We start from the raw sequence: 26,975 nt of genomic DNA, 5'->3' as shown, positions 1-26,975 counted from the left end.
CCCCTCCATTCCCGGAACGTTAACCAGCGACTGCTCGGCGGCGGGGCTCACCGCCGACGCCGACCGCCCGCCCACTGCGCCGACGCGAACTGCTCCGCGGCGCCGCTCTCCCCGGCCGCCTTCCCGCCGGCCAGGCCCGCCGCCGCGAAGGCGCTGCCGCCGGCGGAGCCGGCGGCGGGCGAGAGGTCGTAGCCGCTCTCGGCGTGCTCGGCGATGTCGATCCCCTCGACCTCGGCCTCCTTGCTGACCCGGAAGCCGATCGTCTTCTCCAGGACGAGGGCGAGGACGAACGCCACCGCGAAGGAGTAGCCGGTGACGATCAGCGCGCTGAGCGCCTGGACGCCCAGCTGGGCCACCCCACCCCCGTAGAAGAGGCCCTCGTCGCTGACCAGCGAGCTGACCGACGACGTGCCGAAGAGACCGATCCACAGACAGCCGATCCAGCCACCGACGAAGTGCACGCCGACGACATCGAGCGAGTCGTCGAAGCCCAGCCGGTACTTCAGGCTCACCGCCAACGCGCAGACCGCACCGGCGACCAGGCCGAGCAGCACCGCGGCCCACGGCGCGATGAAGGCACAGGCCGGGGTGATCGCGACCAGCCCGGCGATGGCGCCGGAGGAGGCGCCGACCAGGGTGGGCCGGCCGTCCCGCGCCTTCTCCACCAGCAACCAGCCGAGTACGGCGGCGGCGGTCGCCACCTGGGTGTTGACGAAGGCCAGCCCGGTGGTCAGGTCCGCGGTCAACTCGGAGCCGGCGTTGAAGCCGAACCAGCCGAACCAGAGCAGGCCGGCGCCGAGCGCGACCATGGGGACGTTGTGCGGCTTCATCGTCTCCCGGGGCCAGCCGAGCCGCCGGCCCAGCACCAGCACCAGGGCCAGCGCGGCCGCCCCGGCGTTGATGTGCACCGCGGTCCCTCCGGCGAAGTCGAGCGCACCGAGTTCCGCACCGATGAATCCGCCGCCCCACACCCAGTGGGCGACCGGGAAGTAGACCAGACTCGCCCAGCCGACGACGAACAACAGCCAGCCGGAGAACTTGGCCCGGTCGGAGATCGCACCGCTGATCAGGGCGACCGTGATGACCGCGAACATCATCTGGAACGCCATGAAGACGTAGAGCGGGATGCCGGTCTCACCCCACAGGTCGGTCTCCGCCATGAAGGTCTTGGTGCCGAGATACTGGCCGAGGTCGCCGATGACCCCACCCCGGTCCGCGCCGAAAGCGGCGGAGAAACCGTAGAACAGCCAGAGAATGCTGACGAGCCCGATCGCGGAAAAGCTCATCATAATCATATTAAGGACGCCCTTGGCCCGGTTCAGGCCGCCGTAGAACAGCGCCAGTCCGGGCGTCATGAGCAACACGATCGCGCTCGACACCAACAACCACGCGGTGTTACCGGTGTCGATGGTCGGTGCTTCGGGCACGCTGGCCTCCTAAGATAAAGTTCCCTCCCTAACGGCTTCCGAGGCAGCACTGCCCGTCCACCGGTCACGCCGAATCTTGCTCGCCCCCTGTTTCCTGCAACGTCACCCGCCGATTTCCAATCGATGACGACTTGTTTCGTATGTGTAAAGCAGTCCGCAACCAACCGAACGGATGATGCCGAGACCAGCCGATCGCCGGCCCAGTGCGCCCCTAGGGCCCCCTAGGGCCGGGCCCACGCGGGACCCCTGCCTTGTTGACGCAGCACACCAAGGGGCCCCGTTCCCGCCGGTTTCCGGCGGGAACGAGGCCCCTGGTGGATCCGACGACTCCGACCCGCTACCCGGAACAGCCGGGCACGTTGACGCAGTTGTTCGGGCGGTTCTTCGCCACGATGGTGCCGGTGGCGGTGTTCAGGTTCACCGCTCCACCCACCTCGTTGAAGATACCGCCGCCGTCGGCGACAGCGGTGTTGCCCTCGATCCGGCTGTCCTCGAGGACCGCCACGGGGGACACCGGAAGCCCCGCCGCGACGAACAGCCCATTCGAGAAGAACTCGGTCGCGGTGTTGTTGATAATGCCGACGCGTCGCATCGTGGTCTGACCGAATACCGCGACACCCCCCCCGTCTCGCTGGCGGTGTTGTCCGCAATCTTCGAATCGCACCACCACTGGCGCTTCCAATGCCAGCCGCGTTGATAGCCGTATTCTTGTCCACCCGTGAGGACTTGACCGTGAGCTGACCCGTGGTGTAGACACCACCACCATTCACGGCCGCGATGTTACGGCTAATGCTGGAGTGTTCGGCGACAACCGTTCCACTGCCAGCCACACCTCCGCCCATCTGGGCTGACACGTTGTTCACGACCTCGACGTGCTTCAGGGTGGCACGGCCGCCAGCGTTCACCAGGAGGCCACCACCGTCGCCTTCGGCGGTCTGCCCGCCGGTGACGGTGAGGTGTTTGAGGGTGAGGTCATCACCGACGTCCACGGCGAGAATTCGGAACGGGTCGACCGCGGCGGCGCGTTTGATGGTGGTGTGTTTCCCGCCGTTGAGGGTGATCGGGGTGGTGATGGTGGGGAGGCCGGCATCGTCGAGTTCGGCGGTGAGCAGATAGGTAGCAGTCCTTGGCGAGGTCGAGCACAGCGCCGCCGCGGGCGTTGGCGAGGGTGATCGCGGCGATCAGCTTGCCCGCGTCACAGGGGACGGGGATGCCCGTCGGGCGGTCCCCCATGGTGGCACCAAGGGCACCCGTCCGCACCAGCAGCGGAGGCGGCGACGCCAATGGTCGCGGTGAGGGCCAAGCCGGTCACACACCGGCGAGCCCGACGGCCCACCAGGCCGCTCTCCCGGCACGACTACCCCGGAGCCCGAAGCGCGTCCTCAAGGAGGTGCTGCTCGTAGTCGAGCAGGCGCAGGTCCCGCAGCGGGCGACGGAGGTGCCCACGGTTGACGATCCGCACGAAGGCCGGGTCACCGGCAGCGGCCATCCGCCGGATGCCCTCCACGTGGTCGACGATCCGCTTGCGGATGGTACGGACCAGCCGATGCCGGTCACGCGGAATGAGCCCGTACGCGTCGGCGAAGAGCCGCAGCCGCCGTGGCCGGTCCGGACGCTGCCACCCGAGGGTGATCGAGTCTCGGTCGGCGAAGACCGGCACCCAGGTCCACGCCGCGTAGGCGACGTCGTAGATGCGGGAGCCCGGCGAGGCGAGGTCGAAATCGATCATTCCGAGGGTGCCATCCGGGCGCCAGATCACATTGTGCGGTGCGGCGTCGTGATGGCAGATCACCTCGCTCTCCGGCGACGGCCCGAAGGAACGCCACACCGCCCCCTCCGGCAGGACGAAGCCGTACTGCGCGTCGTGAAACATCCGGAGCATCGTGGCGACCGTCACCAGTGCCGCGTCGGTGACCCAGTGCGGGGCCAGCGGGTACTCCCCGCACTCCCCCTCCAGGTACGACAGCACCTCACGGTTACGCTCATCCATCCCCAGTGCCCGGGGCGCGCCGGTGAAACCCACGTACTCCAGGTGCCGCAGCAGGGCGTGCACCGACGGGGTCCACGGGCCGGCGTTGCGCCGGACCGTGTCCCCGACCCGGACCACCGTGCTCACACTGCCGCCGCGCAGCGGGATCTCCCGGGCCAGCACATAAGGCCGCCCGAGACGGGAGGTCGGGCGACGCGGGTCGCGCCACCCGGGGTGGGCACGATCGTTGGTCATCACCGTGGCGTTACGCGTCCGACCCGGCCTCGGCGCCCAACAACGCGTCCACGAACTGCGCGGGGTCGAACGGAGCCAGATCGTCCTTCCCCTCGCCGAGACCGACCAGCTTCACCGGGATGCCCAGCTTGCGCTGCACGGAGATCACGATGCCGCCCTTGGCGGTGCCGTCGAGCTTGGTGAGCGCGACGCCGGTCACGTCCACCGCCTCGGTGAAGACCCGCGCCTGCTCCAGACCATTCTGGCCGGTGGTGGCGTCAAGGATCAGCAGCGTCTCGTCGATCGGGCCATGCTTCTCCACCACCCGCTTGACCTTGCCCAGCTCGTCCATCAGACCGACCTTGTTCTGGAGCCGGCCGGCGGTGTCGACCAACACCGTGTCCACCCCGGTCTCGATCCCGCGTTTGACCGCGTCAAAGGCGACGCTGGCCGGATCTGCCCCCTCCGGACCCCGGACGGTCTCCGCCCCGACCCGACCGGCCCAGGTCTCCAGCTGGTCCGCGGCGGCGGCGCGGAACGTGTCGGCCGCGCCGAGGATCACACTCCGGCCATCCGCCACCAGCACCCGAGCGACCTTGCCACAGGTGGTGGTCTTCCCGGCCCCGTTGACCCCCACCACCAACAGCACCGCCGGCACGCCGTCCTTCGGCGCCGTGTGCAGGGCCCGGTCCAGCTCCGGGTCGAGGGCGTTGACCAGCTCGGCGGCGAGCAGCGTACGCAGCTCGGCGACGGTGCGGGTGCCGAGCACCCGGGTCCGCTCACGGAGCCGGTCAACGATCTCCCGGGTGGAGTCGATGCCGACATCCGCGGTGATCAGGCTGTCCTCGATCTCCTCCCAGGTCTCCTCGTCGAGGCGTTCCCGGCTGAGCAGGCCCAACAGCCCCTTGCCGAACACGCTCTGCGAGCGGGACAGCCGGGAGCGAAGCCGCACCAACCGGCCGGCGGTCGGCTCCGGGACCTCAACCGGGACCTCCGGCACCTGCACCGGGGGAGCCGCCGGCGGCTCGACCAGGATCCCGGCGGGCGGCTCCGCCTCGGCCGCCTCGACCGGCGGCCCGGCAAGGTCCTCCTCGGCGCGGGTCTCGACCTCCGTCGTCGGCAACGGGGGCTCCCGACGGCGACGCAGCTTCGGTGCCACCAGCCCGACGGTGCCGAGAATCAGCACGCCGAGCAGGGCGAGTGCGATGAGGAGGTAATCCGTCATGCCCGAAATCCTGTCAGACGCGGGCGACCGCGTCTGCACCACCGCACCCCCACCGGAAACCGGCGGGCAATAGGCTCGTCCGCGCCCACTGCTGTGCCCGCCAACCGGGCAGCAGGGACGACACGCTCATCGGGAGGACCACCATGCGCGCCCCAGACCTGCTCGTCGGCCCGCTGCTCCGCCGGGTGGTCGGCACGCAGGCCACCATCTGGGTGGAGACCAGCGCCCCAACGACCGTCACCGTCCGTACTGCCGACGGCGCCACCGGCACCGCACCCACCTTCTCCGCCTACCAGCACCACTACGCCCTGGTCGTGGTCTCCGGGCTGACCCCCGACACCGCCAGCAGCTACGAGGTACTGCTCGACGGGGAGCCCGTCTGGCCACTGCCCGGCCCGTACCGGCCCAGCGTCATCCGGACCCGGGCCGCTGACGACCGGGACGAGCCGGTACGGCTGGTCTTCGGCTCGTGCCGGGAAGCCACCCAGCACGCCACCGGCCGCGAACTGCCCCCGGACGCGCTCGACGCGTACGCCCGTGGGCTGGCCGCCAGCCCCGACCCAGCGGACCTGCCCGACCTGCTGGTGCTCCTCGGCGACCAGGTCTATGCCGACGAGACCTCACCGACCGTACGACGGCTGCTCGGGCGGCGCCGGCGGCGGCCGGTGGGCGCGCCGGTGGACCAGGTGGTCAGCTTCGACGAGTACACCAAGCTCTACCTGGAGTCGTGGCGCGTCCCGGAGACCCGCTGGCTGCTCTCGACCGTGCCGAGCGTCATGATCTTCGACGACCACGAGATCGTGGACGACTGGAACACCTCCGCCGTCTGGCGCGCGGACGCCCGCGCCCAGCCCTGGTGGGGCGAGCGCATCAGCAGTGGGCTCGCCTCCTACTGGCTCTACCAGCACCTCGGCAACCTGGCCCCGGAGGAGATCGCGGCCGACCCGCTCTACGCGAAGGTGACCGCGGCCGAGGACGCCACCGACACACTCCGCGACTTCGGTCACCAGGTCGACCAGGAGTCCGGCCCCGCGCCCGGCCCCGAACGGTGGCGCGCGATGCGGTACCAGTGGAGCTTCGCGCTCGATGTCGGCCGGACCCGCCTGGTCATGCTCGACAACCGGTGCAGCCGGGTGCTGGAGCCGGGCCGGCGGGCGATGCTCCCGCCGGACGAGTGGTCCTGGCTGGTCGACCAGGCCCACGGCAGCTACGACCACCTGGTCGTGGGCTCGTCCCTGCCCTGGCTGCTGCCGCCCGGCATCCACCACGTGGAGGCGTGGAACGAGGTGCTCGCCGACTCGCGCCGACGCTGGGTGGCCGACGCGGCGGAGAAGCTGCGCCGCGCTGTCGACCTCGAGCACTGGGCGGCGTTCGGGCGCTCCTTCGACGCGCTCGGCACCCTCTTCGCCCGCGTCGGTGGCGGCACACCGGACGGGGCGACCCGACCTCGCCGTGAGCCGGGGCAGCCGGGGCAGCCGGGTGAGCCGGGTGAGCCGGGGCAGCCGGGGCAGCCGGGTGAGCCGGGTGAGCCGGGGCAGCCGGGGCAGCCGGGTGAGCCGGGTGAGCCGGGTGAGCCGGCGGAGCGCGGCCCGGGGGCCGCGCCAGCGTCGATCAGTGTCCTCAGCGGCGACGTGCACCACTCGTACGTGGCCCGGGCCCGGTTCGCCGATCCCGCGGTGGTCACCCCGGTACACCAGCTCACCTGCTCCCCGCTGCACAACCAGGTGCCGGCCGGGATGCGCCTACCGCTGCGGCTGGGCTGGTCACCTGCCCTGGCCGTGGCCGCCCGAGCGCTGTCTCGCGCCGCCGGGACCAGCCGGCCGGCGCTGCGCTGGACGAAGCTGGCCGGACCGTACTTCGGCAACGCCATCGGCACCCTGCGACACGACGGGCGGACGGCCGAGGTGACGATCGCGGGCACCACCAGCGCGGGTGGGCTGCAGGAGGTGATGCGCCACCAGCTCACCGGTAATGTGCTCGCCCCGGACCCGAACCTGGCGCGAGGATACGGACATGATCTGGAAAGCACCTGAGATCGACCGCCGGCACGAGCCCGACCTCGGCGCGGAACGCGCCCTGCTCACCGGCTGGCTCGACTACCACCGGGACACGTTGCTGCACAAGTGCGCGGGCCTGACCGCCGACCAGCTGCGCACCGCGAGCGTCGAACCGTCCCCGCTCTCCCTCCTCGGCCTGGTTCGGCACCTGACCTACGTCGAACGGGCGTGGTTCCGGCAGCGTTTCGCCGGGCAGGACCTGCCCGACCTGTTCGACTTCACCGCCGACCCGGACGCTGAGTTCCGGGTGGAGACCGCCGACCCGGAGGCCGACTTCGCTGCTTTCCGGGCCGAGATCGCGGCCGCCGACGCCGCCGCCGCCGGGCGCGACCTCGACGAGGAGTTCACGATGCGCCGGCGGGACGGCAACAGCTACCAGCACAGCCTGCGCTGGGTCTACCTCCACATGATCGAGGAGTACGCCCGGCACAACGGCCACGCCGACCTGATCCGGGAACGCCTCGACGGCGTTACCGGAGACTGAACGTCAACCGGCCGGGGCCAGGGCGGCCCGCAGGTAGCGCAGGTCGCCGGGGCCGCTCCAGCGGTGCGCCGACAGGCCGGCCACCCGGGCCCCCGCGACCACCCGGTCGTTGTCGTCAACGAGCAGCACCCGCGACGGCGAGGTGCGCAGCGCCTCGCAGGCCGCCTCGAAGTACTCCTGCGCCGGCTTGTGCGTGCCGACGACCGACGAGTTGACCACGACATCCAGCTCACCCTCGAGCCCGAGGGCGGCAAGGTCGGCATCGAGTACGTCGGTGGCGTTCGTGGCGAGCCCGACCGGGACCCCGGAGGCCCGGACCTCCCGGACGAACGTCAGCACCTGCGGGTCGACCTCGCCCCGGTAGCGCTGCCACTCGTTCACCGCCGCCTGAGCCTGCTGTTCCCCCACCGACGGGGTCAACGCCGCGGCCACACTGGCCATCCACTCGGCGTGGCTCACCCGGCCGGTTAGTACCGGCTGGAGCAACCCCCAGGACATCGCGATCTCGTCGAGGACACCTTCGGTGAGCCCGTATGCCCGCTCGACGCCAGCGGCGACCGCCGGGTCCCAACGGCGCAGCACCCCGTCGAAGTCCACCAACAACGCCGTCGCTCGTTCCCGACTCACTCGCTCTCCTCCTGCCCGCCCCCGGCTCGGTCGAGCCGCTGGCTGATTACCTGGGTAACCCCGTTTCGCATGGTCACGCCGTAGAGCGCGTCCGCGACCTCCATCGTCCGCTTCTGGTGCGTGACGACGATCAGCTGGCTCTTCTCCCGCAGCTGCGTGAGCAGCGTGAGCAGGCGACCCAGGTTCACGTCGTCGAGCGCCGCCTCCACCTCGTCCATGATGTAGAAAGGGCTGGGCCGGGCCCGGAAGATCGCCACCAGCATCGCCACCGCGGTCAGCGACCGCTCCCCGCCGGAGAGCAGCGACAACCGTTTGATCTTTTTGCTCGGCGGGCGGGCCTCCACCTCTACGCCGGTGGTGAGCAGGTCGTCCGGTTCGGTGAGGACCAGCCGCCCCGCACCGCCGGGGAAGAGCACGCCGAAGACCTGTTCAAACTCCCGGGCGGTGTCGGCGAAGGCGCTGGCGAAGACCGACAGGATCCGGTCGTCCACATCCTTGACCACGGTCAACAGGTCCCGCCGGGTGGCCTTCAGGTCCTCCAGCTGCTCGGTCAGGAACTTGTACCGCTCCTCCAGCGCCGCGAACTCCTCCAGCGCGAGAGGATTGACCTTGCCGAGCAGGGTCAGTTCCCGCTCCGCCTTGGCCGCCCGCTTCTCCTGCGCCGCCCGCTCATACCCGACCGGCTCGGGCACGGGCTGGCCATCCCGTTCGGCGGCGGCGACCTCGGCGTCGGTCGGCGGAACCGGCTGGGCCGGACCGTACTCGGCGATCAGGGTCGCCAGGTCCAGGCCGAAGTCCTCGGCCGCCTTCGCCTCCAGCTGCTCGATCCGCAGCCGTTGCTCGGCGCGGGCGACCTCGTCGCGGTGCACCTGGCCGGTCAGCCGCTCCAACTCCGCCCCGAGGCGCTTCGCGGCGCCGCGCACCTCGGCGAGCTCGGCCTCCCGGGCCGCGCGTTGGCTGGCCACGGCGTCCCGCTGCTGCGCCGCCTGGTCGATGGAGACCTCGAGCCGGGCCAGCGCCGTGTGCGCTCCGGCGGCCACCGCCCCGGCGACCGCGGCCCCCCGGGTCCGCACCGCCCGCCGCGCCGCCGCCCGCTCCCGGGCGGCCCGCTCAGCCGTGGCCTGCCGGCGTAGCGAGTCGGCCCGTCCGGCGATCGAGGAGACCCGCTCCTCGGCGGTACGCACCGCCAGCCGTACCTCCATCTCGTTCTGCCGGGCTCGGGGGAGGGTCGCGGCGAGTTCGTCGCGCTCCTCGGTGGAGGGTTCGGCGTCCGCCGGTGCCTCCTCGGCCAGCCGCAGCCGCTCGGCCAGCTCGGCCAGGCTGGTGAGGTCCCGCTCGCGGGCCTCGACGGCGCGGGAACGGGCCGCACCGAGCCGTTCGGTCTCGGCCTGCGCGGACCGGGCCGCGGCCCCAAGTTCGGCGAGGCGGCGAGCGGCGGCGTTGCGGTGCCCCTCAGCCTCCCGCTTCGCGGCGGCGGCCTGCTGCACCGCCTCCTTCGCCACAGCCACCTCGGCCCGGGCCTGCACCAGCTGCTCGCGCAGCTGCGCACCGGTCTGCTCGGCGGCAGCGCGATGGGTCCGCGCCTCCTCCACAGCGGCCTGCACCTCGATGAAGCTCGGCGCCTTGGCCGACCCGCCAGCGGCGGCGTACGCCCCGAGCACGTCCCCCTCCGGGGTCACCGCCCGCAGCTCGGAGTTGTCGCCGATGACCTCGGCGGCGGTGGCGAGGTCGGGGACGAGGACGACGTCCCGCAGTGCCCGGTGTACGGCCGGACGGATCTGTCCGTCGCACTCCACGAGGTCCGGCGCCCACTGGGCCCGGTCCGGCAGTTTGGGGCGCAGCGCGTCGGCCGGGCCGGTCATGCCGGGGCCGGCCGGGCTGCCCACCAGCAGACCAGCGCGACCAGCATCGGAAATCTTGAGTAGGCGGATCGCTTCGGCCGCCTCGTCCACGCCGCTGACCACGACGGCGTCGGCGAGCCCGTCCAACGCGGCCGCGAGCGCAGCCTCGTGCCCGGGCGCGACGGTGAGCAGCCCGGAGAGGCCGCCGAGCAGCCCCGGCACCTCACCCGCCCGAGCCAGCAGGGCGCCCGCGCCATCCTTACGGCGCAGGCCCAGGGCGAGCGCCTCCTCGCGGGCCTTCCAGGTGGCGGCTTCCTTCTCCGCGGATCGCTCGGCGTCGCTGCACGACCGGACCCCCGCCTGTGCCTGCTCCTGGGCGGCGACCGCCTCCGCGTGGCAGGCGTCCAGGCCGGCGTTGTCCCGATCGGCCTCGGTGGACTGCTCCGCCACGGCGTCCAGCTCGGCCTGGGCCCGTTCCGCCCGGGCCAGAGCGTCGGCGTACGCGGCGCTGAGGCGCTCGATCTCCTCACCGGCGGTGGCCGTGCGGGCGCGGGCGGAGTTGACCTGTCCCGCCAGCCGGGCCAGCCCTTCCCGCCGGTCGGCGATGGCCTTCGCCGCCGTCACCAGCGCCCGCTCGGCGGCGGCGAGCTGCCGCTCCAGCTCCTGGCGGTGCTCCACCGCCTCGGCCAGCCGGACCTGGTCGTCGGTGAGCGCCGCGCGGAGCTCCTCCTCCTGCTCGCGGACGTGCTCCGCCTCCGCCTCAAGCTGGTCCGGGTCCCGACCCGGCCGCTCATCGTCCGGCGTGGCGCTCAGGTGGCGCCGCCGCTCCCGAGCCAGCTGCTCCATCGACCAGAATCGCTCTTTCAGGGCCGAGAGCCGGTACCAGGTGTCCTGGGCGGCGGCGAGCAGCGGGGCGTCCTCGGCGAGCGCCGCCTCCAGCTCGCCGAGGCGGGCCTGCACCTCGGCATGCTCGGCCTCTGTTCGCTCGCGCCGCTCGCGCAGCGCGGTCTCGTCCGCGATCTCCTTGGCCAGGGTGCTGTGTAGCGTGGCGAGGTCGTCGGCGAGCAGTCGGAGCCGGGAGTCCCGCAGGTTCGCCTGGATAACCGCGGCCCGCCGGGCCACCTCGGCCTGCCGGCCGAGTGGCTTGAGCTGGCGGCGCAGTTCGGCGGTGAGGTCGGTGAGCCGGTTGAGGTTGGTCTGCATCGCGTCGAGCTTCCGCAGCGCCTTCTCCTTGCGCTTGCGGTGTTTGAGGACGCCGGCCGCCTCCTCGATGAAGGCCCGCCGGTCTTCCGGTTTGGCATGCAGCATGCCGTCGAGCCGCCCCTGCCCGACGATGATGTGCATCTCCCGGCCGATACCGGAGTCGCTGAGCAACTCCTGAATGTCGAGCAACCGACAGGAGTCACCGTTGATCTCGTACTCACTCTCGCCGGAGCGGAACATCCGGCGGGTGATCGAAACCTCGGTGTACTCGATGGGCAGCGCGCCGTCGGTGTTGTCGATGGTGAGGGTCACCTCGGCCCGGCCCAGCGGCGCCCGTCCGGCGGTGCCGGCGAAGATGACATCTTCCATCTTGCCGCCCCGCAGCGCCTTCGCGCCCTGCTCGCCGAGGACCCAGGCGATTGCGTCGACAACGTTTGACTTGCCGGAGCCGTTCGGACCCACCACGCAGGTGATGCCCGGCTCCAGCTTCAGCTTCGTCGCTGAGGCGAAGGACTTGAAGCCCTTGACCGTCAGGCTCTTGAGATACACCTTCTCGATCCTCGTCCGGTGGCCGCCGTACCGTCGCCCGGCCGCACGGAACTGGTGAACCCGCAGACTAACCCGCAGGCGGCAGCCACCGCGCACGCGACCCGCCTGCGGCGCGACCGCCGGGCAGATCCGATTCAGGTTTCACGTCCGAGCCGAGCAGGACGCGCGGTGATTCGGGGCCCTGATGCAGCGCCCCCGGCACCGAATCAGGTGCCGGACCGCACAGGTGCCGGACCGCACAGGTGACGGGCTACACAGGTGACGGGAGACACAGGTGACGGGCTACACAGAACCGCGCGCCGGCACGGTCGTGTCGGCGCGCTTCTTGCCTGGTGCGATTCGGTTTTCTACGGACTGCGGACCAGTGCGGACCTGGTGAATCAGGTCAGCGCCGGCTCAGCGAGACGGAGTAGGTCATCCGCCTCGGCCGCCGCCGCCGCGAGCCGATCGTTCTCGGCACGCAACCGCGTGATCTCGAACTCCAGTGCCTGAACCGTGGCACGCAGTCGGGTGACCTCGTCGAGCAGGCGCCGATCGGGCGCCGCACCTACGTGGCCGTACAGGGCCTTCGCCATGTTGACTCCTTGATATGCGCTGCCGGAAGAGCCGGCCAACGCGCGCCCAGTTAGTACGCGACTGTCAATCCAGCAAATTCTGGGCATGACCGGGCGCGACTGGCGACACCTACATATTGAGCTGACACCCCCTCCTTCGTCAAGTTGCTACAGGCCGGACCATCTCCACGTCGACCTGTCCACCTAACGGGGGCTGCCTTTCGGCGCGGACATGCACTGTCCGGACCCCCAACTGTACGCACTACTTCCGCCAACTCCCCACCCCGCGAGTCCGGGTTCCCCTTAACTCTTTCTTAGCCACGTTGCCGCAGCCAGCAGCCGCGACGTAGCGTCGCCCCGGCCCACACCTCAACCCGTGGAGGCAACCGTCGTGTACGGCTGGAACGACCCGAGGAACCCGGACGGTAGTCGTCGGCAACCAGAACCGCCGGCCGACCAACCAGCGTGGCCGACGGACCGTCCGGAGCCGCGCTCCGCCTACCTGTTCGGTGACGAGCCGGACAGCCCCTCCGGCGGCGGGGAGCAGCCCGCCAACCGATGGGAGCAGCCCACCGACCGATGGGAGCAGCCCACCGACCGATGGGAGCAGCCCACCGACCGATGGGGCCGGACCGCCGACGAGTGGGACCAGCAGCAGCCGACCGCGCCCTGGCGGCCCGACGGCGCGCCCGTCCGGAGCTGGGGAGCCGCGGAACACCCACCTCACGGACGCGCCGGTGACCCCTACCACGAGCCGCCCACGCAGGGCTGGGAAGCCACCCCGACCTGGCAGCCCGGGGAGCCCACCCAGAGCTGGCAGCAGGACCAGCCGGGCGACTGGCGGGACCAGCGACTCGCGGGCGGGCAGGACGAGCCCACCGGTAGCTGGCACGGCGCCGCCGCCGGACGGCCCGAGCCCACCGGCCAGTGGCCGGACCCGAGGCCGACCGGCTTTCACACCGACGAACCGACGGCCAGCATGCCGCCCGTCGCGGAAGCCGCACCAATCGGTGACCTGCCGGCCGGTGCGGATCGACCCGGCCGTCGGAACCGACGACCGCTGCTCATCGGCGGCGCCGCCGCGGCGGCCACGCTGGTCGTGAGCCTCGGGGTCGGCGCCGTCACCCTCGCTGGCGGCGGCGATAACACCAGCCCCACCTCGGCCACCGACGACATCGCGGCGACAAGCCCGATCGAGGACGGTGCGCTCCCCAGCGCGACGCCGACCTCGGACCGCTCCGAGGCATTGCCGACCGCGCCGTCACCAACACCGTCGCCGTCGAGCACGACGAATGACAGGCCAAGCTCGACGCAGTCACGCTCCACCGCCGCCTCCGAGCCCACCCCGAGCCGCACCACCGCGCCTCCCACCAGTAGCACCACCACGCCCGCCAACGGCGACGTCAGTGCAGACGCCGCCGAGGTGGTTCGCTTGGCCAACATCGAGCGCAAGGCGGCCAAATGCGCGCCGTTGAGCATCGACGACAAGCTGATGACCGCCGCCCAGCGGCACAGCCAGGACCAGGCCGACAACAAGAAGATGTCGCACGACGGCAGCAACGACAGTAGCCCCGGCGACCGACTCGACGACGTCGGCTACCAGTGGAGCACCTACGGGGAGAACGTCGCCTGGAACCAGCAGTCGCCGGCCGAGGTGATGAAGTCCTGGATGAACAGCCCCGGCCACCGGGCGAACATCCTGAACTGCAAATTCACCGAGATCGGGGTCGGCATCGCGAACAGCAACGGACCCTACTGGACGCAGGTCTTCGCCGCACCCCGTTGACCACGGGTTGTCGTCCGCCCCCACCCGATGCCCGGTTGAGCAACGCCGAACGGCGTACCTCAACCGGGCGCTTTCGGTTCAGCCGCGAGTCGATGCCGGCCCACGGGGCCGCGGCTGGCAGCGCGGGCAGCTGAACGACGAGCGGTTCATGAACGCCTCGCGGCGCACCGGCGCACCGCACCGCCGGCACGGCTGGTCCGCCCGCCCGTACACGTTCAGCGCCCGGTCGAAGTAGCCGCTCTCGCCGTTGACGTTGACGTACAGGGCGTCGAAGCTCGTTCCGCCCTCCTTGATCGCCTCGCCGAGCACGTCCCGGACGTGCCCGAGCAGACGCAGTGCGGCCGGGCCGGTTAGCCCGTCGGCCGGCCGGGCACCGTGCAACCGCGCCCGCCAGAGGGCCTCGTCGGCGTAGATGTTGCCCACGCCGGAGAGCACCGTCTGATCCAACAGAACTCGCTTGATCTCGGTACGGCGGCGGCGTAGCGCCGCGACGAAGGTGGCGTCGGAGAACTCCGGGTCCAGCGGGTCCCGGGCGATGTGTGCGATCTCCGTAGGCAGCTCCGCGCCCCCGGCGCTGACCGACAACCCACCGAACGTTCGCTGGTCGACGAAGCGCAGCTCGGGTCCGTCATCAGCGAACCGGAACCGGACCCGGAGGTGGGTTTCGTCCGGCGCCGCAGCTGGCTGCAGGAGCAGCTGCCCCGACATACCGAGGTGCCCGATCACCGCATCGCCGCTGTCCAGCGGTAGCCAGAGGTACTTTCCACGCCGCCGCACGTCCCGGACGGTCGTCCCGACGAGCACGTCGGCGAAGTCGGCGGCACCGGCTGGGTGTCGGCGCACCGCGCGCGGGTGCAGCACCCGCACCTCGGCGATCCGCCGCCCGATCACCCACTGCGCCAGCCCCTGCCGGACGGTCTCGACCTCCGGCAGCTCAGGCACTGCCGGCCGCCCCGCTGCCGGCGCTGGCCGGTTCTTGCCCCGCCTGCTCGGTCAGCGTCCGCCAGGCCGCTTCGGCGGCCCGCTGCTCGGCCTCCTTCTTGCTCCGCCCCTCCGCGCCGCCGTACCGCCGGCCGGCCACCACCACCCAGGCGGTGAAGGTCTTCAGGTGGTCGGGCCCGGTGCCCTCGATCCGGTACTCCGGGACGCCCAACCCCTGCGCGGCGGTCAACTCCTGCAGGCTGGTCTTCCAGTCCAGTGCCGCGCCCCGCCCGGCCGACTCGGCCATCAGCGGGTCGAAGAGCCGGTGGATGACGCCCGCCACGGTCTCCAGGCCGCTCTCGAGATAGATCGCACCGAGCAGCGCCTCCAGCGTGTCGGCGAGGATGCTCGCCTTGTCCCGTCCGCCGGTGCTCTCCTCCCCCTTGCCGAGCAGCAGGTACGGGCCGAGGCCGGTGGGCCCCAGGTCGCGGGCCACCTCGGCGAGGGCCCGCATGTTGACCACGCTGGCACGCAGCTTCGCCAGCTGCCCCTCGGGCAGGTCCGGATGGTTGTGGAACAACGCGGTGGTGATCACCACGCCGAGCACCGAGTCGCCGAGAAACTCCAGCCGCTCGTTGGTGGGCAGGCCGCCGTTCTCGTACGCGTACGAGCGGTGGGTCAACGCCCGCTCCAGCAGCTCCGGGTCCAGCGCCACGCCGAACGCCGCCTCCAGGTGTCCGACGGCCGGTCGCCGACGCTTGTCGATGCTCATGATGTGCGTACCTCGGTGTCGGTGATGCGGTCGTAGCGGTCCGGGTGAGCTTCCGCGCCGAGCTCGGAGAGGAGCGCACGGACCTGGTCGGCGGCCCCACGCCGGGCCAGGTGGGCGGCCAACGCGATACCCGAGGCGATGTCCCCTCCGTGGGCAGCACCATGGCAGACCACCACCGTGCCAGCGACGCCGAGCAGCGCAGCGGCCCGGGGGGCCCGGCCGTCAGCCGGTGGGCCACCGGTCAGTGCGTACGCGCCCTCGATCGCCTTGAGCAGCACGTTACCGGTGAATCCGTCGGTGACCACCACATCGGCGCGCGCGCCGGACGCGACGTCGTACCCCTCGACCAGCCCGACGTAGCGAGCGGCGCACGGCAGTGGCGCCGTGGCGAGGGCGGGATCGGCCAGGCGACGGGCGCGGTCGCCCTTACCGGGCTCGGTGCCGATCGAGAGCAGCCCGACCCGCGGCGACTCGAGCGCATGCGTGACGGCGGCGTATGCGGCACCGAGCGCCGCGTGCCGGGCGAGGGTAGCCGGACGGGGCTCCAACGAGGCGCCGACGTCCAGGAGGACCACCGGGCCGTTAACTCCGGGCAGGGTGGCGGCTAGGGCCGGCTGCCGGACGTTGGGCCAGCGGCCGAGCCCGAGCGCGGCAGCGGTGACGGTGGCCCCGGTCGAACCAGCGGAGACGAGCGCGTCGGCGGCGCCGTCGCGGACGGCGTTCACCGCGGCGCCAACGGCGGCGTTGGCTCGGGCGGTGGTGGGGTCTCCCCGCGCAGCGGGGCAGGTCGCGACCCGGACGCGCTGCGCCGGATCGAGGGTGGCGGTCAGCTCGGCGACGGCCTCGGGCGGGCCGACGAGCAGGACGTGTAGGTCGGGGTCGGCACGGAAGGCCCGCAGAACGCCGTCAACCACGACGGCGGGAGCGTCGTCCCCGCCGAGGAGGTCGACGGCGATCCGCACGATGCCCGGCTCCACCGGGACCTCGACCGGAACAGGCCAGCCGGTGGCGATGGGAGCCGGGGCATCGGGCGAGCGCCGGGGCGCACGCGCCGCCCGACCAGAGGTCGGGGGCGTCACTCGTCGTCCAGGTCAGACCTCAAGGACCTGGCGGCCGTTGTAGGTGCCGCAGACGGAGCAGGCGGCGTGCGGCAGCTTGGCGGACTTGCACTGCGGGCAGGCCACGGTCGCAACCGCCGCGGTCTTCCACTGCGCCCGACGGGACCGGGTGTTGCTGCGCGACATCTTGCGCTTGGGGACGGCCACGGTTCTTACTCCTCTTTACGGGTCAGTTGCGACAGGGCCGCCCAACGCGGGTCGACCTGCTGGTGGCTGTGATCGGCCGGCAGCTCGGCCCAGCCCACCCCGCAGTCGGGGCAGAGGCCTGGGCAGTCCTCCCGGCAGAGCGGGTTGGTCGGCAGCGTCAACACCACCGCGTCCCGCAGCACCGGCTCCAGGTCGATCAGATCGCCCTGCATCCGGCCCACCTCGTCCTCGCCGGCCGTCATGTCCGTGGTGCTGTTCTCGTACGCGTACAGCTCCTGGACCGGGACGGCCACGACGTCGTCGATCTCGCGCAGGCAGCGGCTGCACTCGCCCTTGATGGGAACACTGATGGTCCCGGAGACGAGCACCCCCTCGGATACCGACTCCAACCTCAGGTCGAGGTCGAGATCAGCACCCGCCGGCACGCCGATCAACTCCACGCCGAGGTCCGCCGGTGCCGCCGCCACCCGCCGGACCGTACGCAACGCGCCAGGTCGACGCGGCAGGTCCCTCGTGTCGAGGACCAGCGGCGACCTGGGGTCGAGTGGTGCAGACGTGTGCTTGGGCATAGTTAGACTCCGGCCGGTAGGAGGGCCGACACCCGAGATTACCTGGGTGGTCGCCGCAGAGTCGAACCGGGGGCGTTTCCACCCCACGGCAGCGGCACACCGTGCCCGTTCGGCACGGCTCAACCCGCGGTCCTGGCCGCCGGCCCTAGAAGTTCAATGGCCGCTCGGCCTCTTCTCCGCTGAACGTACCGATCTCCCGGAGTGCGTGCATCTTGTCCCGACCCCGCTCGATCGAGGCGAGGGCTCGGGTAAGGAACTGCTCGAAGTTGGCGAGCGCGGTGTCGACGTAGTCGTCCACCTCGTCCCGGAGCCGCTGCGCCTCGGCCCGCGCCTCGGCGACGATCCGCGCCCCCTCGTGCTCGGCCGAGACGGTGATCTCGTTCACCGACACGAGTCGGGCGTGCTCCGTCTCCCCCTCCGCGATGATCCGGTCGGCCTCCCGCTTCCCGGCCTCCATGATCTTGTCTCGCTCATCGAGCAACGCGGCGGCCCGACGCAGGTCCGCGGGCAACTCGGCACGCAGTTCGTCGAGGACAGCGACCATCTCGCCCCGGTCGAACATGCAGTTGTTGCGGGACATGGGCACGGAGCGGGCCTGCTCCACCATGGTGATCAGTTCGTCGATTCGATCGAGCGGGTCCACTGGTACCTCACTCCTGTTGTTCGTCGGCCGATCTCAATGATGCGGGTTGAACCCGGATTCGGCGCCCCACACATGATGCGCTGTGCCGTCCACCGGCGCATCATGCCCCCTACCGGCGCGTCGCCGGGAGGGGTCGTCGACGGTGGCGGACCGGAACGAGACACCGGCCCAGGAACCGAGACAGCAACGACGAAACCGAGACACCGGCTGTGGGTCAGAGACGCGATGGCGGGTCGAGGCGGGCCAGCAGGGCTTCGCGGACCACCTCCGGCACGTGGGCGGAGATGTCACCACCCCACTTCGCGACATCCTTGATCAGGCTCGAGGAGAGGAACGAGTAGAGCGGGTTGGTCGGCATGAAGAGCGTCTCGACGCCGGCCAGGCCGATGTTCATCTGGGCCATCTGCAACTCGTAGTCGAAGTCACTGACCGCCCGGAGCCCTTTGATCAGAACGCTGGCCCGCTGGGCGTGACAGAAGTCCACCAACAGGCCACGGAACGACTCCACCCGAACGTTGTCGTACGACGAGATCACCTCGCGGAGCATGTCGATGCGCTCGTCAACGGTGAACAGACCGGTCTTCGACTGGTTGATCAGCACTCCGACGATCACTTCATCGAAGAGCCGACTGGCTCGGCCGATGATGTCGAGATGACCGTTGGTGACCGGGTCGAACGAGCCGGGACAGACCGCACGCCTCATGATCGGCGACCGTACCAAAGAATGGTTTCCCCGTACCGGCGGCTGCGCTCACCGGTGACACCTGGCACCCAGTCGACCGGGCCGCTGCGGCTCGACCGCTCCACCACGACGAGGGCGTCGGGCGCCAACCACCCGTTCCCGGCGAGCGCGGCGAGCATGGCCGAGACCTCCTCGTCCGACACCGGGTAGGGCGGGTCGGCGAAGATCACGTCATACGGGCCCCCTTCGGGGCCGGCGGCGAGCACGGTGGCGACCTTCCCGGTGACCAGGCGGGCAGCCGCACCGGCCCGGAGGGCGGCCATGTTCTCCCGGATCGTCCGGGCGGCCCGCGGGTTCGACTCCACCAAAAGCACGTGCGCGGCGCCCCGGGAGAGCGCCTCCAGCCCCACCGCCCCGGACCCGGCGTAGAGGTCGGCGAACCGGGCCCCCTCCAGGTCGACGGCCGCCGCAACGGCGCTGAACAGCGCCTCCCGGACCCGATCAGAGGTGGGCCGCGTGCCGGCGCCGGGCGGGGTGGCGAGGCGGCGTCCACCGAGCGCGCCCGCCACGATGCGTGTCAACGCCTGCTCCTGGTCATGCTGCGACGCTACGTCACCTGTGCCCAGCCGAGCGCGTCCGGTCCAAACCGGGCCGCCGTCCACTCATCCGCACACATCGGACAGTCATCATTTGACAACCCTCCGCCAATCAATGATCACGAATCAACAACATCATGCGAGGCCTCTCATCTCAACCCCCGAGATTGATCAAAAACCAGTACAGTCACCATTCGTGCGCCCGCTCTGGCGAGCGCAGCCTGTGCCCAGGCGAGCGCCGTGAGCCCGCGGTCCACGCCAACGTCGCCGCTATCTCCCGTCCGCCCGGCACGTCGTCCGATCCCTCATTCAGGAGCAGACGTGAACCGTCTCCATGCCCTATTCCGGCGTGCCAGTGCCATAGCCGCTGGCACCCTGCTCGGCCTCACCGGGGTAGCGATCTTCGCCACCCCCGCCAGCGCCCACCACAGCGAAGTCACGGGTAAGGCCAAGTGCGACGCTGCCACCGGCGAGTGGGAGGTCAACTGGTCCATCAAGGCCTACGCCCCCAGGGACGTCAAGCACTACAAGCTGGTCGAGGTCGTTGCCAAGACCTACGTCGGGGGGAAGGCCACCGAGGTCACCATCCCCGAAATCAACGTCACCGACGGTGACACGTACCCGCACTCGGTCAAGGATGCACTAACCGCCACCCTGCGGGTGGACAGCGACGTCACCATGGCGTCGCTGGCCGTCCGGGCCGAATGGGACAACGGTTTCGTCGAGGACCGGGTGCGCACGGCCAAGGTCAAGTTCTGCGGCACCTGCGAGGCGCCGAAGCCGACTCCGACTCCGACGAACCCCGAGCCACCGGCTGCAACGGTCGCCAACCCGTCGGCGAGCATCCAGGCTGACTGCGAGGGCGTCGTCCACGTCACGCTCAACAATGCCGCCGACGCGACCGCTCCGGCGAAGTTCACCGTCGAGGGCGGCGACGACTTCGTCGAGAAGGTGAAGGTCCAGCCCGGCGAGAGCGCCTCGGTGGAGGTTCCGGCGGAGCAGGCGACCACCATCAAGGTGACCGCCAAGGGTGTCGACGAGCCGCTCTTCGAAGGTACGCCGGAGCCGGCCGACGACTGCGTCAAGCCGGGCGAGCCGACCGGCGCCTTCAAGTCCACCTGCGACGAGCTGATCTTCGAGATCGACAACCCCGAGGACGGCAAGACCGTCACCGCGACCTTCACCCCGAACAAGGGTGAGCCGCAGACGCTGACCGTCGAGCCGGGCATGAGCGGCACCGTGTCCTTCCCGGCCGAGGAGGGCCTGACCGTCACGCCGAGCGGCGAGGGCATCGAGAACCCCGAGCCGATCGCCTGGGAGAAGCCCGAGGACTGCACCCCCGGTGCGGGCGGCGGCGACCCGGGCCTGCCAGTGACCGGTGCCGCGGCGGGCGGCATCGCCGCCGGCGCCGCCGTGCTGCTGGCCATCGGTGGCGGCCTGTTCGTCATGGCCCGTCGTCGCAAGCTCCGGTTCACCGCCTGAGCTGAGGGTTACTGACCGCTGAGGGCGGGCCGACCAGGTGGTCGGCCCGCCCTTCGCCGTTGTCCGGACCGATACCGCCCGGGCTTGCCGAGCCGGACCCGATCCCGCCGGACCGGCCATGCCGGCCAATCCCGCTCTGGTCGCCGTCGCCCCCGGCGCGGCTAACCCTTCTCCAGGTACTCGGCGCGGTCCGCGTCCACCAGGGCCGCCACCGACGCCGCCAACGCCGGATGGCGCACCAGCTCCGGATCCTCCTCGACCAAATTGATCGCCTCGGTCCGGGCGTCGCGGATCAGATCCGCGTCCCGCAGCAGCGACAGCAGCCGCAGCTGCGAGCGGCGACCGGACTGGGTGGCGCCGAGCACATCGCCCTCGCGGCGCTGCTCCAGATCGAGCTCAGCGAGCTTGAAACCATCCGTTGTCGACCCCACCGCGTCCAACCGCTCCCGCGCCGGACTGCCCTCCAGCGCCTCGGTCACCAGCAGACAGAGCCCCGCCGCGGAGCCACGGCCGACCCGACCGCGCAGCTGATGGAGCTGGGACACCCCGAACCGGTCGGCGTCCAGCACGATCATCACGGTGGCGTTCGGCACGTCCACTCCGACCTCGACCACGGTGGTGGCCACCAGCACGTCGAGATCACCAGCGGCGAAGGAACGCATCACCGCGTCCTTCTCCTCCGCTGGCAGCCGACCGTGCAGCACCCCGAGCCGCAGCCCGTGCAGCGGCCCCTCGGCGAGCAGCGGCGCCACCTCCGTCACCGCGAGCGGCGGCCGACGCGCGGTGTCATCGTCCTCCGGCGCCGCCTCCTCGTCGGCGGTGGGGCCGTCGCCGATGCGCGGGCAGACCACGTACGCCTGGTGGCCGGCGGTGACCTCCTCCCGCAGCCGGCGCCACGCCCGGTCCAGGAAAGCCGGCTTCTCCGCGGCCGGAACCACGTGCGAGGCGATCGGCGAGCGCCCCCGCGGCAACTGCGACAGGGTGGAGACCTCCAGGTCTCCGTAGACGGTCATGGCCACCGTACGGGGAATCGGGGTGGCCGTCATGACCAGTACGTGTGGTGGCTGCTCCGCCTTCGCCCGCAGCGCGTCCCGCTGCTCGACGCCGAAGCGGTGCTGCTCGTCCACCACCACCAGCCCGAGGTCGGCGAAGTCGACGCCCTCGTACAGCAGGGCGTGCGTGCCCAGCACGATGCCGGCGGCGCCGCTCCGCACCTCGCCGAGTGCCCGGCGACGAGCCGCGGCACCCAGCGACCCGGTGACCAGCTCCACCCGGGTGGCGTGCTCGGCGGCGTCCAGCTCGCCCGCCCGCCCCAGCGCCCCGAGCAGGTCGAGGATGCCGCGGTAGTGCTGGGCGGCGAGCACCTCGGTCGGGGCCAGCAGGGCGGCCTGCCCACCGGCGTCCACCACCTGCAGCATCGCGCGCAGCGCGACCACCGTCTTGCCGGAACCGACCTCGCCCTGGAGCAGCCGGTGCATCGGGTGGTCGGTGGCCAGGTCGGTGGCGATCTCGGTGCCGACCTCCCGCTGGCCGACCGTCAGCTGGTACGGCAGGCGGGCGTCGAAGGCGTCCCGCAGGCCACCGTCCACTCCGGGTCGTGGTCGGGCTGGACGGTCGGCGGCCTGCCGCTTGCGTCGCACCAGGGTGAGCTGCACCGCGAAGGCCTCGTCCCACTTGAGCCGGCGGCGGGCCCGGTAGAGCGCCTCCTTACTGACCGGCCGGTGCACCTCGCGCAGGGCGGCGCCGAGGCCGACCAGGTTACGAACGCTCCGCACGGTAGCCGGTACCGGATCCGCCGGTGGGTCGACAGTGTCCAGTACAACCCGCACGCACCGGGCGATCACCCACGTCGGCACCGCCGCGGCGGCCGGGTAGACCGGGATCAACGCACCCGCGAACTCCTCGACCTCCTCGCTGGCCGCCACCTCACCCTCAGCACCGTCGCCGAGGAGCACGTACTCCGGGCCGTTGAGCTGCCGGCGGCCCCGAAACTCGGTGACCTTGCCGGCGAACAGCCCCCACCGGCCGGGGCGTAGGTCCCGCTCGCGCCAGACCTGGTTGCCGAAGAAGGTCAGGGTCAGCGCGCCCCCCGAACCGTCACCGACCGTCACCTCCAGCAGATTTCCGCGGCGCTGGCGCATCGGACGCACGGCGGTGCGCTGCACCTGGGCCAGGACGGTGACCTGCTCACCGACATCCAGGGACCGAATGTCGGTGTGCTCACCGCGCTCGTCGTACCGGCGGGGGACGTGATAGAGCAGGTCACCCGCGGTGTGCAGGTCGAGGTGGGTGGCGAGCGCCTTCGCCGTCTTCGCCCCGACCAGCTTGCCCAACGGAGTGTCGACTGTGGCCTGGTCGGAGGTCATTCGACCCCCACCAGGAGCGGGTGGTGCGGCTGCCCGCCCAGGCACACCTGCACCTCGACGAACGGCCAGGAGCGGACCACGTGCTCGCGGACCGCCTCGGTCAGGCCGGCGGGGGCGTCCGCCCCAACCAGCAGGGTCACCAGCTCGCCACCGCCGCCGAGCATCCGGTCGACCACGGCGGTGCAGGTGTCGAGCAGGTCCGCCCCGATGAGGTGTACCTCGCCGTCAACCAGGGCGAGCACGTCCCCCGGCCGGCAGGGACCGGCGACGGTCAGGGCCGCCCGGCTGGCGTAGCAGACCTCCGCGTACCGGCAGGCACCGGCGGCCTCGGCCATCGCGATCACGTCGTCCTCGAAGCGCCGACCCGGATCCCGGACGGCGAGCGCGGCGAGCACCTGCACCGGCGACCGGGTCGGGACCACGCTGACCCTGACGCCGAGTTCGTACGCCGCTCGGGCCACGTCGTTCGCCATCGCCCGGGTGCCCGGGTCGTTGGGCAGCACCACGACGTGGGCCGCACCAGTGGCGCGGACGGCGGTCAACAGCTCATCGGTGGAGAAGACACCCTCCAGCACCGTTGCCTCCGCCGCGGTGCAGAGTTCGACGATGCCAACCCCGGTGGCCACCACCACCGCCGCCCGGCGGTCCGGCGCCGGCTCGGGCCCCGGCGACGCGGGCGGCCGGGGCAGATCGGCGAAGCGGGTCACCACAATCCGGTGCGGACGACCAGCGACCACTCCCGCCTCGATTGCCGCGCCGACATCGTCCACGTGCACGTGCACGTTCCAGGTGCCGCCGGAGACCGCGCCATCGCCGACGACCGCCAGCGAGTCGCCCAGAGCGCCGAGTTCCTCGCGCAGCCGGGCCACCGCCGCCGGTTCGGCGTCGAGCAGGTACTGCACCTCGTAGGCGTACGTTGACCCGTTGCACTCGCGGGAATCGTCGGCCGGCGGGTGGGGCGAACGGCCGGTGAACTCCGGACGCGCCGGACGCTCCCCGGTGACCACCTCGACCAGGGCGTCGAGTAGCAGGCAGAGGCCCCGCCCACCGGCGTCAACCACACGGGCGCGGGCCAGGGCCGGCAGCTGCTGGGGCGTGCGGCCGAGGGCTTGGGCGGCCTCGTCGGCCGCGGCCCGGACCACGGTGCACAACTCGTCCCGGCCGGCCCGCTCGGCGGCGCGCGCCGCGGCGGCGGCCACGCTGAGCAGCGTCCCCTCGACCGGAGCGGCGACGGCGGCGTAGGCGGCGGTGGCGGCGGCGCGCAGGGCGGCGGCCAGCGCCCGGCCCCGCACCACCGGGACCGCGGCCAGCGCGTCCGCGAAGCCGCGCAGGATCTGCGCCAGGATCACTCCCGAGTTGCCCCGGGCGCCGAGCAGCGCACCCCGGGCCATCAGCCGGAGCGCCTGCCCGTGCGGGGTGGGCCCGTCGTCGGGCAGCTTGTCCAGCTCCATCGCCAACGCCTGCTGCGCCGAGGTGAGGGTGAGGACCAGGTTGGTGCCGGTATCACCGTCGGGCACCGGGTAGACATTGAGGTGGTCGATCTCGCCCTGGTGGCGCTTCAACGCGACCAGCCCACCCGCGCACCAACGGCGGACCGCGGCGGCATCGAGGGTGTCCAGCACGGTGAGTAGCCTACTGGCGCGCTCTGACCCGCGTCTGGCCCGGCGGCGTGCGCCGGGCGTGTCCACGCACCGCCGAACGAGTCCGCGCCGGGCCGGGGTGGTGCGCACCGGGGCGAGGTGGAGGGGGGTTGGGCATCGCGAGCAGGCATCGGGTAACCTGACCAGGTTGCCCGGGCAGCGCCTGGTGACGACCTCATGAACGGATCAATCCCAGGAGTATCCCGTGGCTAGCGTGTGCGACGTCTGTGGTAAGGGGCCGGGCTTCGGCCACAACGTGTCCCACTCGCACCGGCGGACCAACCGCCGCTGGAACCCGAACATCCAGTCGGTGCGCACCCCGGCCGGTGGTGGCACCACCAAGAAGCTGAAGGCCTGCACGTCCTGCATCAAGGCTGGCAAGGTCACCCGCGCCTGACGCGGTAATCCCAGCCAGACCGCACCGGCGGACCCGTCAGGGGTCCGCCGGTTTTGCGTTACCGGGCCGGGCGCCGGCCGAGCGGACCCGGGGGCGGGACACCCGCCGAGCGGCCCCGGAGCGGGACACCCGCCGAACGGAGCGCGGATTCAGAGGGCCCGGCCGAACGAGACGCAGCCCGGGGCATCCTTGTAGAAGCCAAAGTTCGGGATCCGCCCGTAGCCGGATGAACGGTACAGCTTGAGCGCCTCGGGTTGCCGATCGCCGCACTCCAGGATGATCCGCCGCCGGCCCTGCTCGCGCGCGGACTGTTCCACCGCCGCCAGGATGACTCGGGCCACGCCCAGCCCCCGGACGTGCGGTGCCACGTACATCCGCTTCAGCTCGGCTGTCTCGACCGACCCGTCGTGGCTGCGCCAGCCGCCGCAGGCCACGGACTCGCCGTCGAGCTCGGCGACGAGGAAGGTCCCGGCGGGCGGCTCGAACTCGGCCGCGTCCACCGGGGTCTCGTCCCCGCTGCCGCCGTATCGCACGCCCAGGTCGGCGAGGGCCGCCTTGATCAGCCGCTGTGCCGCCGGCGAGTCGAATCGGGTTAGGTGAATCTGCAGGTTCTGCACCAGTGCAGGGTACGACCGTCGGGTGCGCCTACCGGAAGTGGTCCCAGCCGGCGGAGCCCTCCCACTGCCGCTGGTCAACGGTCACCCCGGAGCCAGCGGTGACCGCACCGATCGGCTGCCAACCCGCCGGCAACACCGCCGTCGGGGGGAAGGTCGCCGCGAGGGCGTGATCGTCCCCGCCGGTCAACAGCCAGGTGTACGGATCGACGCCGAGCGCCTGGGCCGCGTCGCGCATCTGCCGGGGCACCGCGAAGGCGTCCCGCCGCACGTCCACCGCCACCCCGCTCGCCTGGGCCACATGCCCCAGGTCGGCGAGGAGCCCATCCGAAAGATCGATCATCGCGGTCGCCCCGGCGACGGCCGCCGCCGGTCCGGCCGGGTACGGCACCTCGGGTCGTCGGTACGCCTCGACCAGCAGCCGCGGGGTCCGGAAGCCTCGGGACAGGACGGTGAGACCGGCTGCCGCGTACCCGGTCCGGCCGGCGAGCGCCAGGACATCACCGGGCTGGGCCCCGGCCCGGGTCACCGGCGCCCGGCCACCGAGATCACCGAGTGCGGTCACCGCGATGGTCAGGGTGGGACTCGCCGACATGTCCCCGCCCACCACGCTGGCCCCCACGACGGCAGCCTCCGCGGCCAGGCCGTCGGCCAGTTCCTCCGCCCACCCGGGCGACAGCTCCGGTGGCATGCAGAGGGCGACCAGCAGGGCGGTCGGTCGCGCACCCATCGCCGCGATGTCGGCGAGGTTCGCCGCAGCTGCCCGGTGGCCGATGTCCTGCGCTCCGGACCAGTCCCGGCGAAAATGCCGCCCCTCCACCAGCACATCGGTGGAGGCGACAACCCGGGCGTCCGCGGCGGCCACCACCGCCGCGTCGTCCCCGGGGCCGAGCAGGACGGTCGGTCCGTAGGACAACCGAGCGGTAACCCGGTCGATCAGACCGAACTCACCCAGCCCCACGACGCCGTTGCCGCGTTCGCTCACCGCTTCTCCTTCTCCGCCGATCGGAATCCGGCCTGGTCGGTAGGGTATTTTCTCCCTTCAGGCCGCTCATCCGGCGGCGACGGAGGG

At 71.7% G+C, this 26,975-nt stretch carries 22 protein-coding genes and 2 pseudogenes; 5 read left to right on the top strand and 19 right to left on the bottom strand.

The genetic code is table 11. The annotated features are described in order from the left end of the window. Positions 1-47: 47 nt before the first annotated feature. The 4 genes and pseudogenes from T398_RS08300 to ftsY all read right to left on the bottom strand — a co-directional run bounded on the left by T398_RS08300 (position 48) and on the right by ftsY (position 4,855). On the bottom strand, positions 48-1,427 hold the full coding sequence (locus T398_RS08300; protein ID WP_496445762.1) for an ammonium transporter: 1,380 nt from the start codon (positions 1,425-1,427) through the stop codon (positions 48-50). A 337-nt stretch (positions 1,428-1,764) separates the two neighbouring features. Continuing rightward, positions 1,765-2,739 (bottom strand): annotated as a pseudogene (locus T398_RS08295) (right-handed parallel beta-helix repeat-containing protein). 45 nt (positions 2,740-2,784) lie between these two features. Beyond that, positions 2,785-3,651: an aminoglycoside phosphotransferase family protein gene (locus tag T398_RS08290; RefSeq protein WP_496445761.1), complete on the bottom strand. Its 867-nt coding sequence runs from the start codon at positions 3,649-3,651 to the stop codon at positions 2,785-2,787. A gap of 10 nt (positions 3,652-3,661) precedes the next feature. Further along, positions 3,662-4,855, bottom strand: coding sequence for a signal recognition particle-docking protein FtsY (gene ftsY, locus T398_RS08285; RefSeq protein WP_496445760.1), 1,194 nt, complete (start codon positions 4,853-4,855; stop codon positions 3,662-3,664). A 143-nt stretch (positions 4,856-4,998) separates the two neighbouring features. On the opposite strand from ftsY, the pseudogene T398_RS08280 reads away from it, so the two are divergent. Together T398_RS08280 and T398_RS08275 are read left to right on the top strand one after the other, a co-directional pair. Then, positions 4,999-6,822: pseudogene (locus T398_RS08280) on the top strand (alkaline phosphatase D family protein); the annotation flags it as partial. 46 nt (positions 6,823-6,868) lie between these two features. After that, positions 6,869-7,396: a DinB family protein gene (locus tag T398_RS08275; protein ID WP_496445759.1), complete on the top strand. Its 528-nt coding sequence runs from the start codon at positions 6,869-6,871 to the stop codon at positions 7,394-7,396. A 3-nt stretch (positions 7,397-7,399) separates the two neighbouring features. On the opposite strand, the gene T398_RS08270 is transcribed toward T398_RS08275, so the two are convergent. From T398_RS08270 to T398_RS08260, 3 genes are all read right to left on the bottom strand, one after another. Next, positions 7,400-8,023 (bottom strand): HAD family hydrolase, encoded by a 624-nt coding sequence (locus tag T398_RS08270; RefSeq protein ID WP_496445758.1) that lies wholly within the window; start codon positions 8,021-8,023, stop codon positions 7,400-7,402. Then, positions 8,020-11,616 (bottom strand): chromosome segregation protein SMC, encoded by a 3,597-nt coding sequence (gene smc, locus T398_RS08265; protein WP_496445757.1) that lies wholly within the window; start codon positions 11,614-11,616, stop codon positions 8,020-8,022. Before smc ends, T398_RS08270 begins: the two co-directional genes overlap by 4 nt. Before the next feature lie 380 nt (positions 11,617-11,996). Then, entirely contained in the window at positions 11,997-12,191 is a 195-nt protein-coding gene (locus T398_RS08260; RefSeq protein ID WP_012181397.1) for a hypothetical protein, read from the bottom strand. Between the two features lie 355 nt (positions 12,192-12,546). Between T398_RS08260 and T398_RS08255 the strand changes: the two genes are divergently transcribed. Continuing rightward, entirely contained in the window at positions 12,547-13,956 is a 1,410-nt protein-coding gene (locus tag T398_RS08255) for a CAP domain-containing protein (protein ID WP_496445756.1), read from the top strand. A 78-nt stretch (positions 13,957-14,034) separates the two neighbouring features. Here T398_RS08255 and mutM read toward each other — a convergent pair whose 3' ends face one another. From mutM to rsmD, 8 genes are all read right to left on the bottom strand, one after another. Next, positions 14,035-14,898 (bottom strand): bifunctional DNA-formamidopyrimidine glycosylase/DNA-(apurinic or apyrimidinic site) lyase, encoded by an 864-nt coding sequence (gene mutM / locus T398_RS08250; protein WP_496445755.1) that lies wholly within the window; start codon positions 14,896-14,898, stop codon positions 14,035-14,037. Beyond that, positions 14,891-15,649: a ribonuclease III gene (rnc, locus tag T398_RS08245; RefSeq protein ID WP_496445754.1), complete on the bottom strand. Its 759-nt coding sequence runs from the start codon at positions 15,647-15,649 to the stop codon at positions 14,891-14,893. The genes mutM and rnc overlap by 8 nt, the downstream gene beginning before the upstream one ends. Beyond that, complete coding sequence (locus T398_RS08240; RefSeq protein ID WP_496445821.1) at positions 15,646-16,626, bottom strand: phosphate acyltransferase PlsX; 981 nt, start codon at positions 16,624-16,626, stop codon at positions 15,646-15,648. Before T398_RS08240 ends, rnc begins: the two co-directional genes overlap by 4 nt. Positions 16,627-16,740: 114 nt before the next feature. After that, positions 16,741-16,914, bottom strand: coding sequence for a 50S ribosomal protein L32 (gene rpmF / locus T398_RS08235; RefSeq protein WP_012181392.1), 174 nt, complete (start codon positions 16,912-16,914; stop codon positions 16,741-16,743). A 5-nt stretch (positions 16,915-16,919) separates the two neighbouring features. Beyond that, complete coding sequence (locus T398_RS08230; RefSeq protein WP_180198167.1) at positions 16,920-17,483, bottom strand: YceD family protein; 564 nt, start codon at positions 17,481-17,483, stop codon at positions 16,920-16,922. A gap of 145 nt (positions 17,484-17,628) precedes the next feature. Beyond that, positions 17,629-18,126: an SPFH domain-containing protein gene (locus T398_RS08225; protein WP_018725936.1), complete on the bottom strand. Its 498-nt coding sequence runs from the start codon at positions 18,124-18,126 to the stop codon at positions 17,629-17,631. A 214-nt stretch (positions 18,127-18,340) separates the two neighbouring features. After that, on the bottom strand, positions 18,341-18,829 hold the full coding sequence (gene coaD / locus T398_RS08220) for a pantetheine-phosphate adenylyltransferase (RefSeq protein ID WP_496445753.1): 489 nt from the start codon (positions 18,827-18,829) through the stop codon (positions 18,341-18,343). Next, a complete protein-coding gene (rsmD, locus tag T398_RS08215; protein WP_496445752.1) occupies positions 18,826-19,389 on the bottom strand; it encodes a 16S rRNA (guanine(966)-N(2))-methyltransferase RsmD in 564 nt (187 codons plus the stop codon). The genes coaD and rsmD overlap by 4 nt, the downstream gene beginning before the upstream one ends. Before the next feature lie 336 nt (positions 19,390-19,725). On the opposite strand from rsmD, the gene T398_RS08210 reads away from it, so the two are divergent. Next, positions 19,726-20,886, top strand: coding sequence for a cell wall anchor protein (locus T398_RS08210; protein WP_496445751.1), 1,161 nt, complete (start codon positions 19,726-19,728; stop codon positions 20,884-20,886). Positions 20,887-21,047: 161 nt separating this feature from the next. On the opposite strand, the gene recG is transcribed toward T398_RS08210, so the two are convergent. Beyond that, a complete protein-coding gene (gene recG / locus T398_RS08205; protein ID WP_496445750.1) occupies positions 21,048-23,252 on the bottom strand; it encodes an ATP-dependent DNA helicase RecG in 2,205 nt (734 codons plus the stop codon). Further along, a complete protein-coding gene (locus tag T398_RS08200) occupies positions 23,249-24,874 on the bottom strand; it encodes a DAK2 domain-containing protein (RefSeq protein ID WP_496445749.1) in 1,626 nt (541 codons plus the stop codon). The genes recG and T398_RS08200 overlap by 4 nt, the downstream gene beginning before the upstream one ends. Before the next feature lie 223 nt (positions 24,875-25,097). On the opposite strand from T398_RS08200, the gene rpmB reads away from it, so the two are divergent. Beyond that, positions 25,098-25,289 carry a 50S ribosomal protein L28 gene (gene rpmB / locus T398_RS08195; RefSeq protein ID WP_026185040.1) on the top strand — a complete coding sequence of 64 codons (192 nt, stop codon included), beginning with the start codon at positions 25,098-25,100 and terminating at the stop codon, positions 25,287-25,289. A 149-nt stretch (positions 25,290-25,438) separates the two neighbouring features. On the opposite strand, the gene T398_RS08190 is transcribed toward rpmB, so the two are convergent. Both T398_RS08190 and T398_RS08185 read right to left on the bottom strand, forming a co-directional pair. Beyond that, positions 25,439-25,906 (bottom strand): GNAT family N-acetyltransferase, encoded by a 468-nt coding sequence (locus tag T398_RS08190; protein WP_496445748.1) that lies wholly within the window; start codon positions 25,904-25,906, stop codon positions 25,439-25,441. Positions 25,907-25,934: 28 nt separating this feature from the next. Continuing rightward, complete coding sequence (locus T398_RS08185; protein WP_496445747.1) at positions 25,935-26,888, bottom strand: thiamine-phosphate kinase; 954 nt, start codon at positions 26,886-26,888, stop codon at positions 25,935-25,937. Positions 26,889-26,975: the final 87 nt, after the last annotated feature.

Source organism: Salinispora goodfellowii, assembly GCF_059570675.1.
The sequence above is the reverse complement of the archived record's forward strand: the minus strand, read 5'-3'. Positions and strand labels throughout refer to the sequence as shown.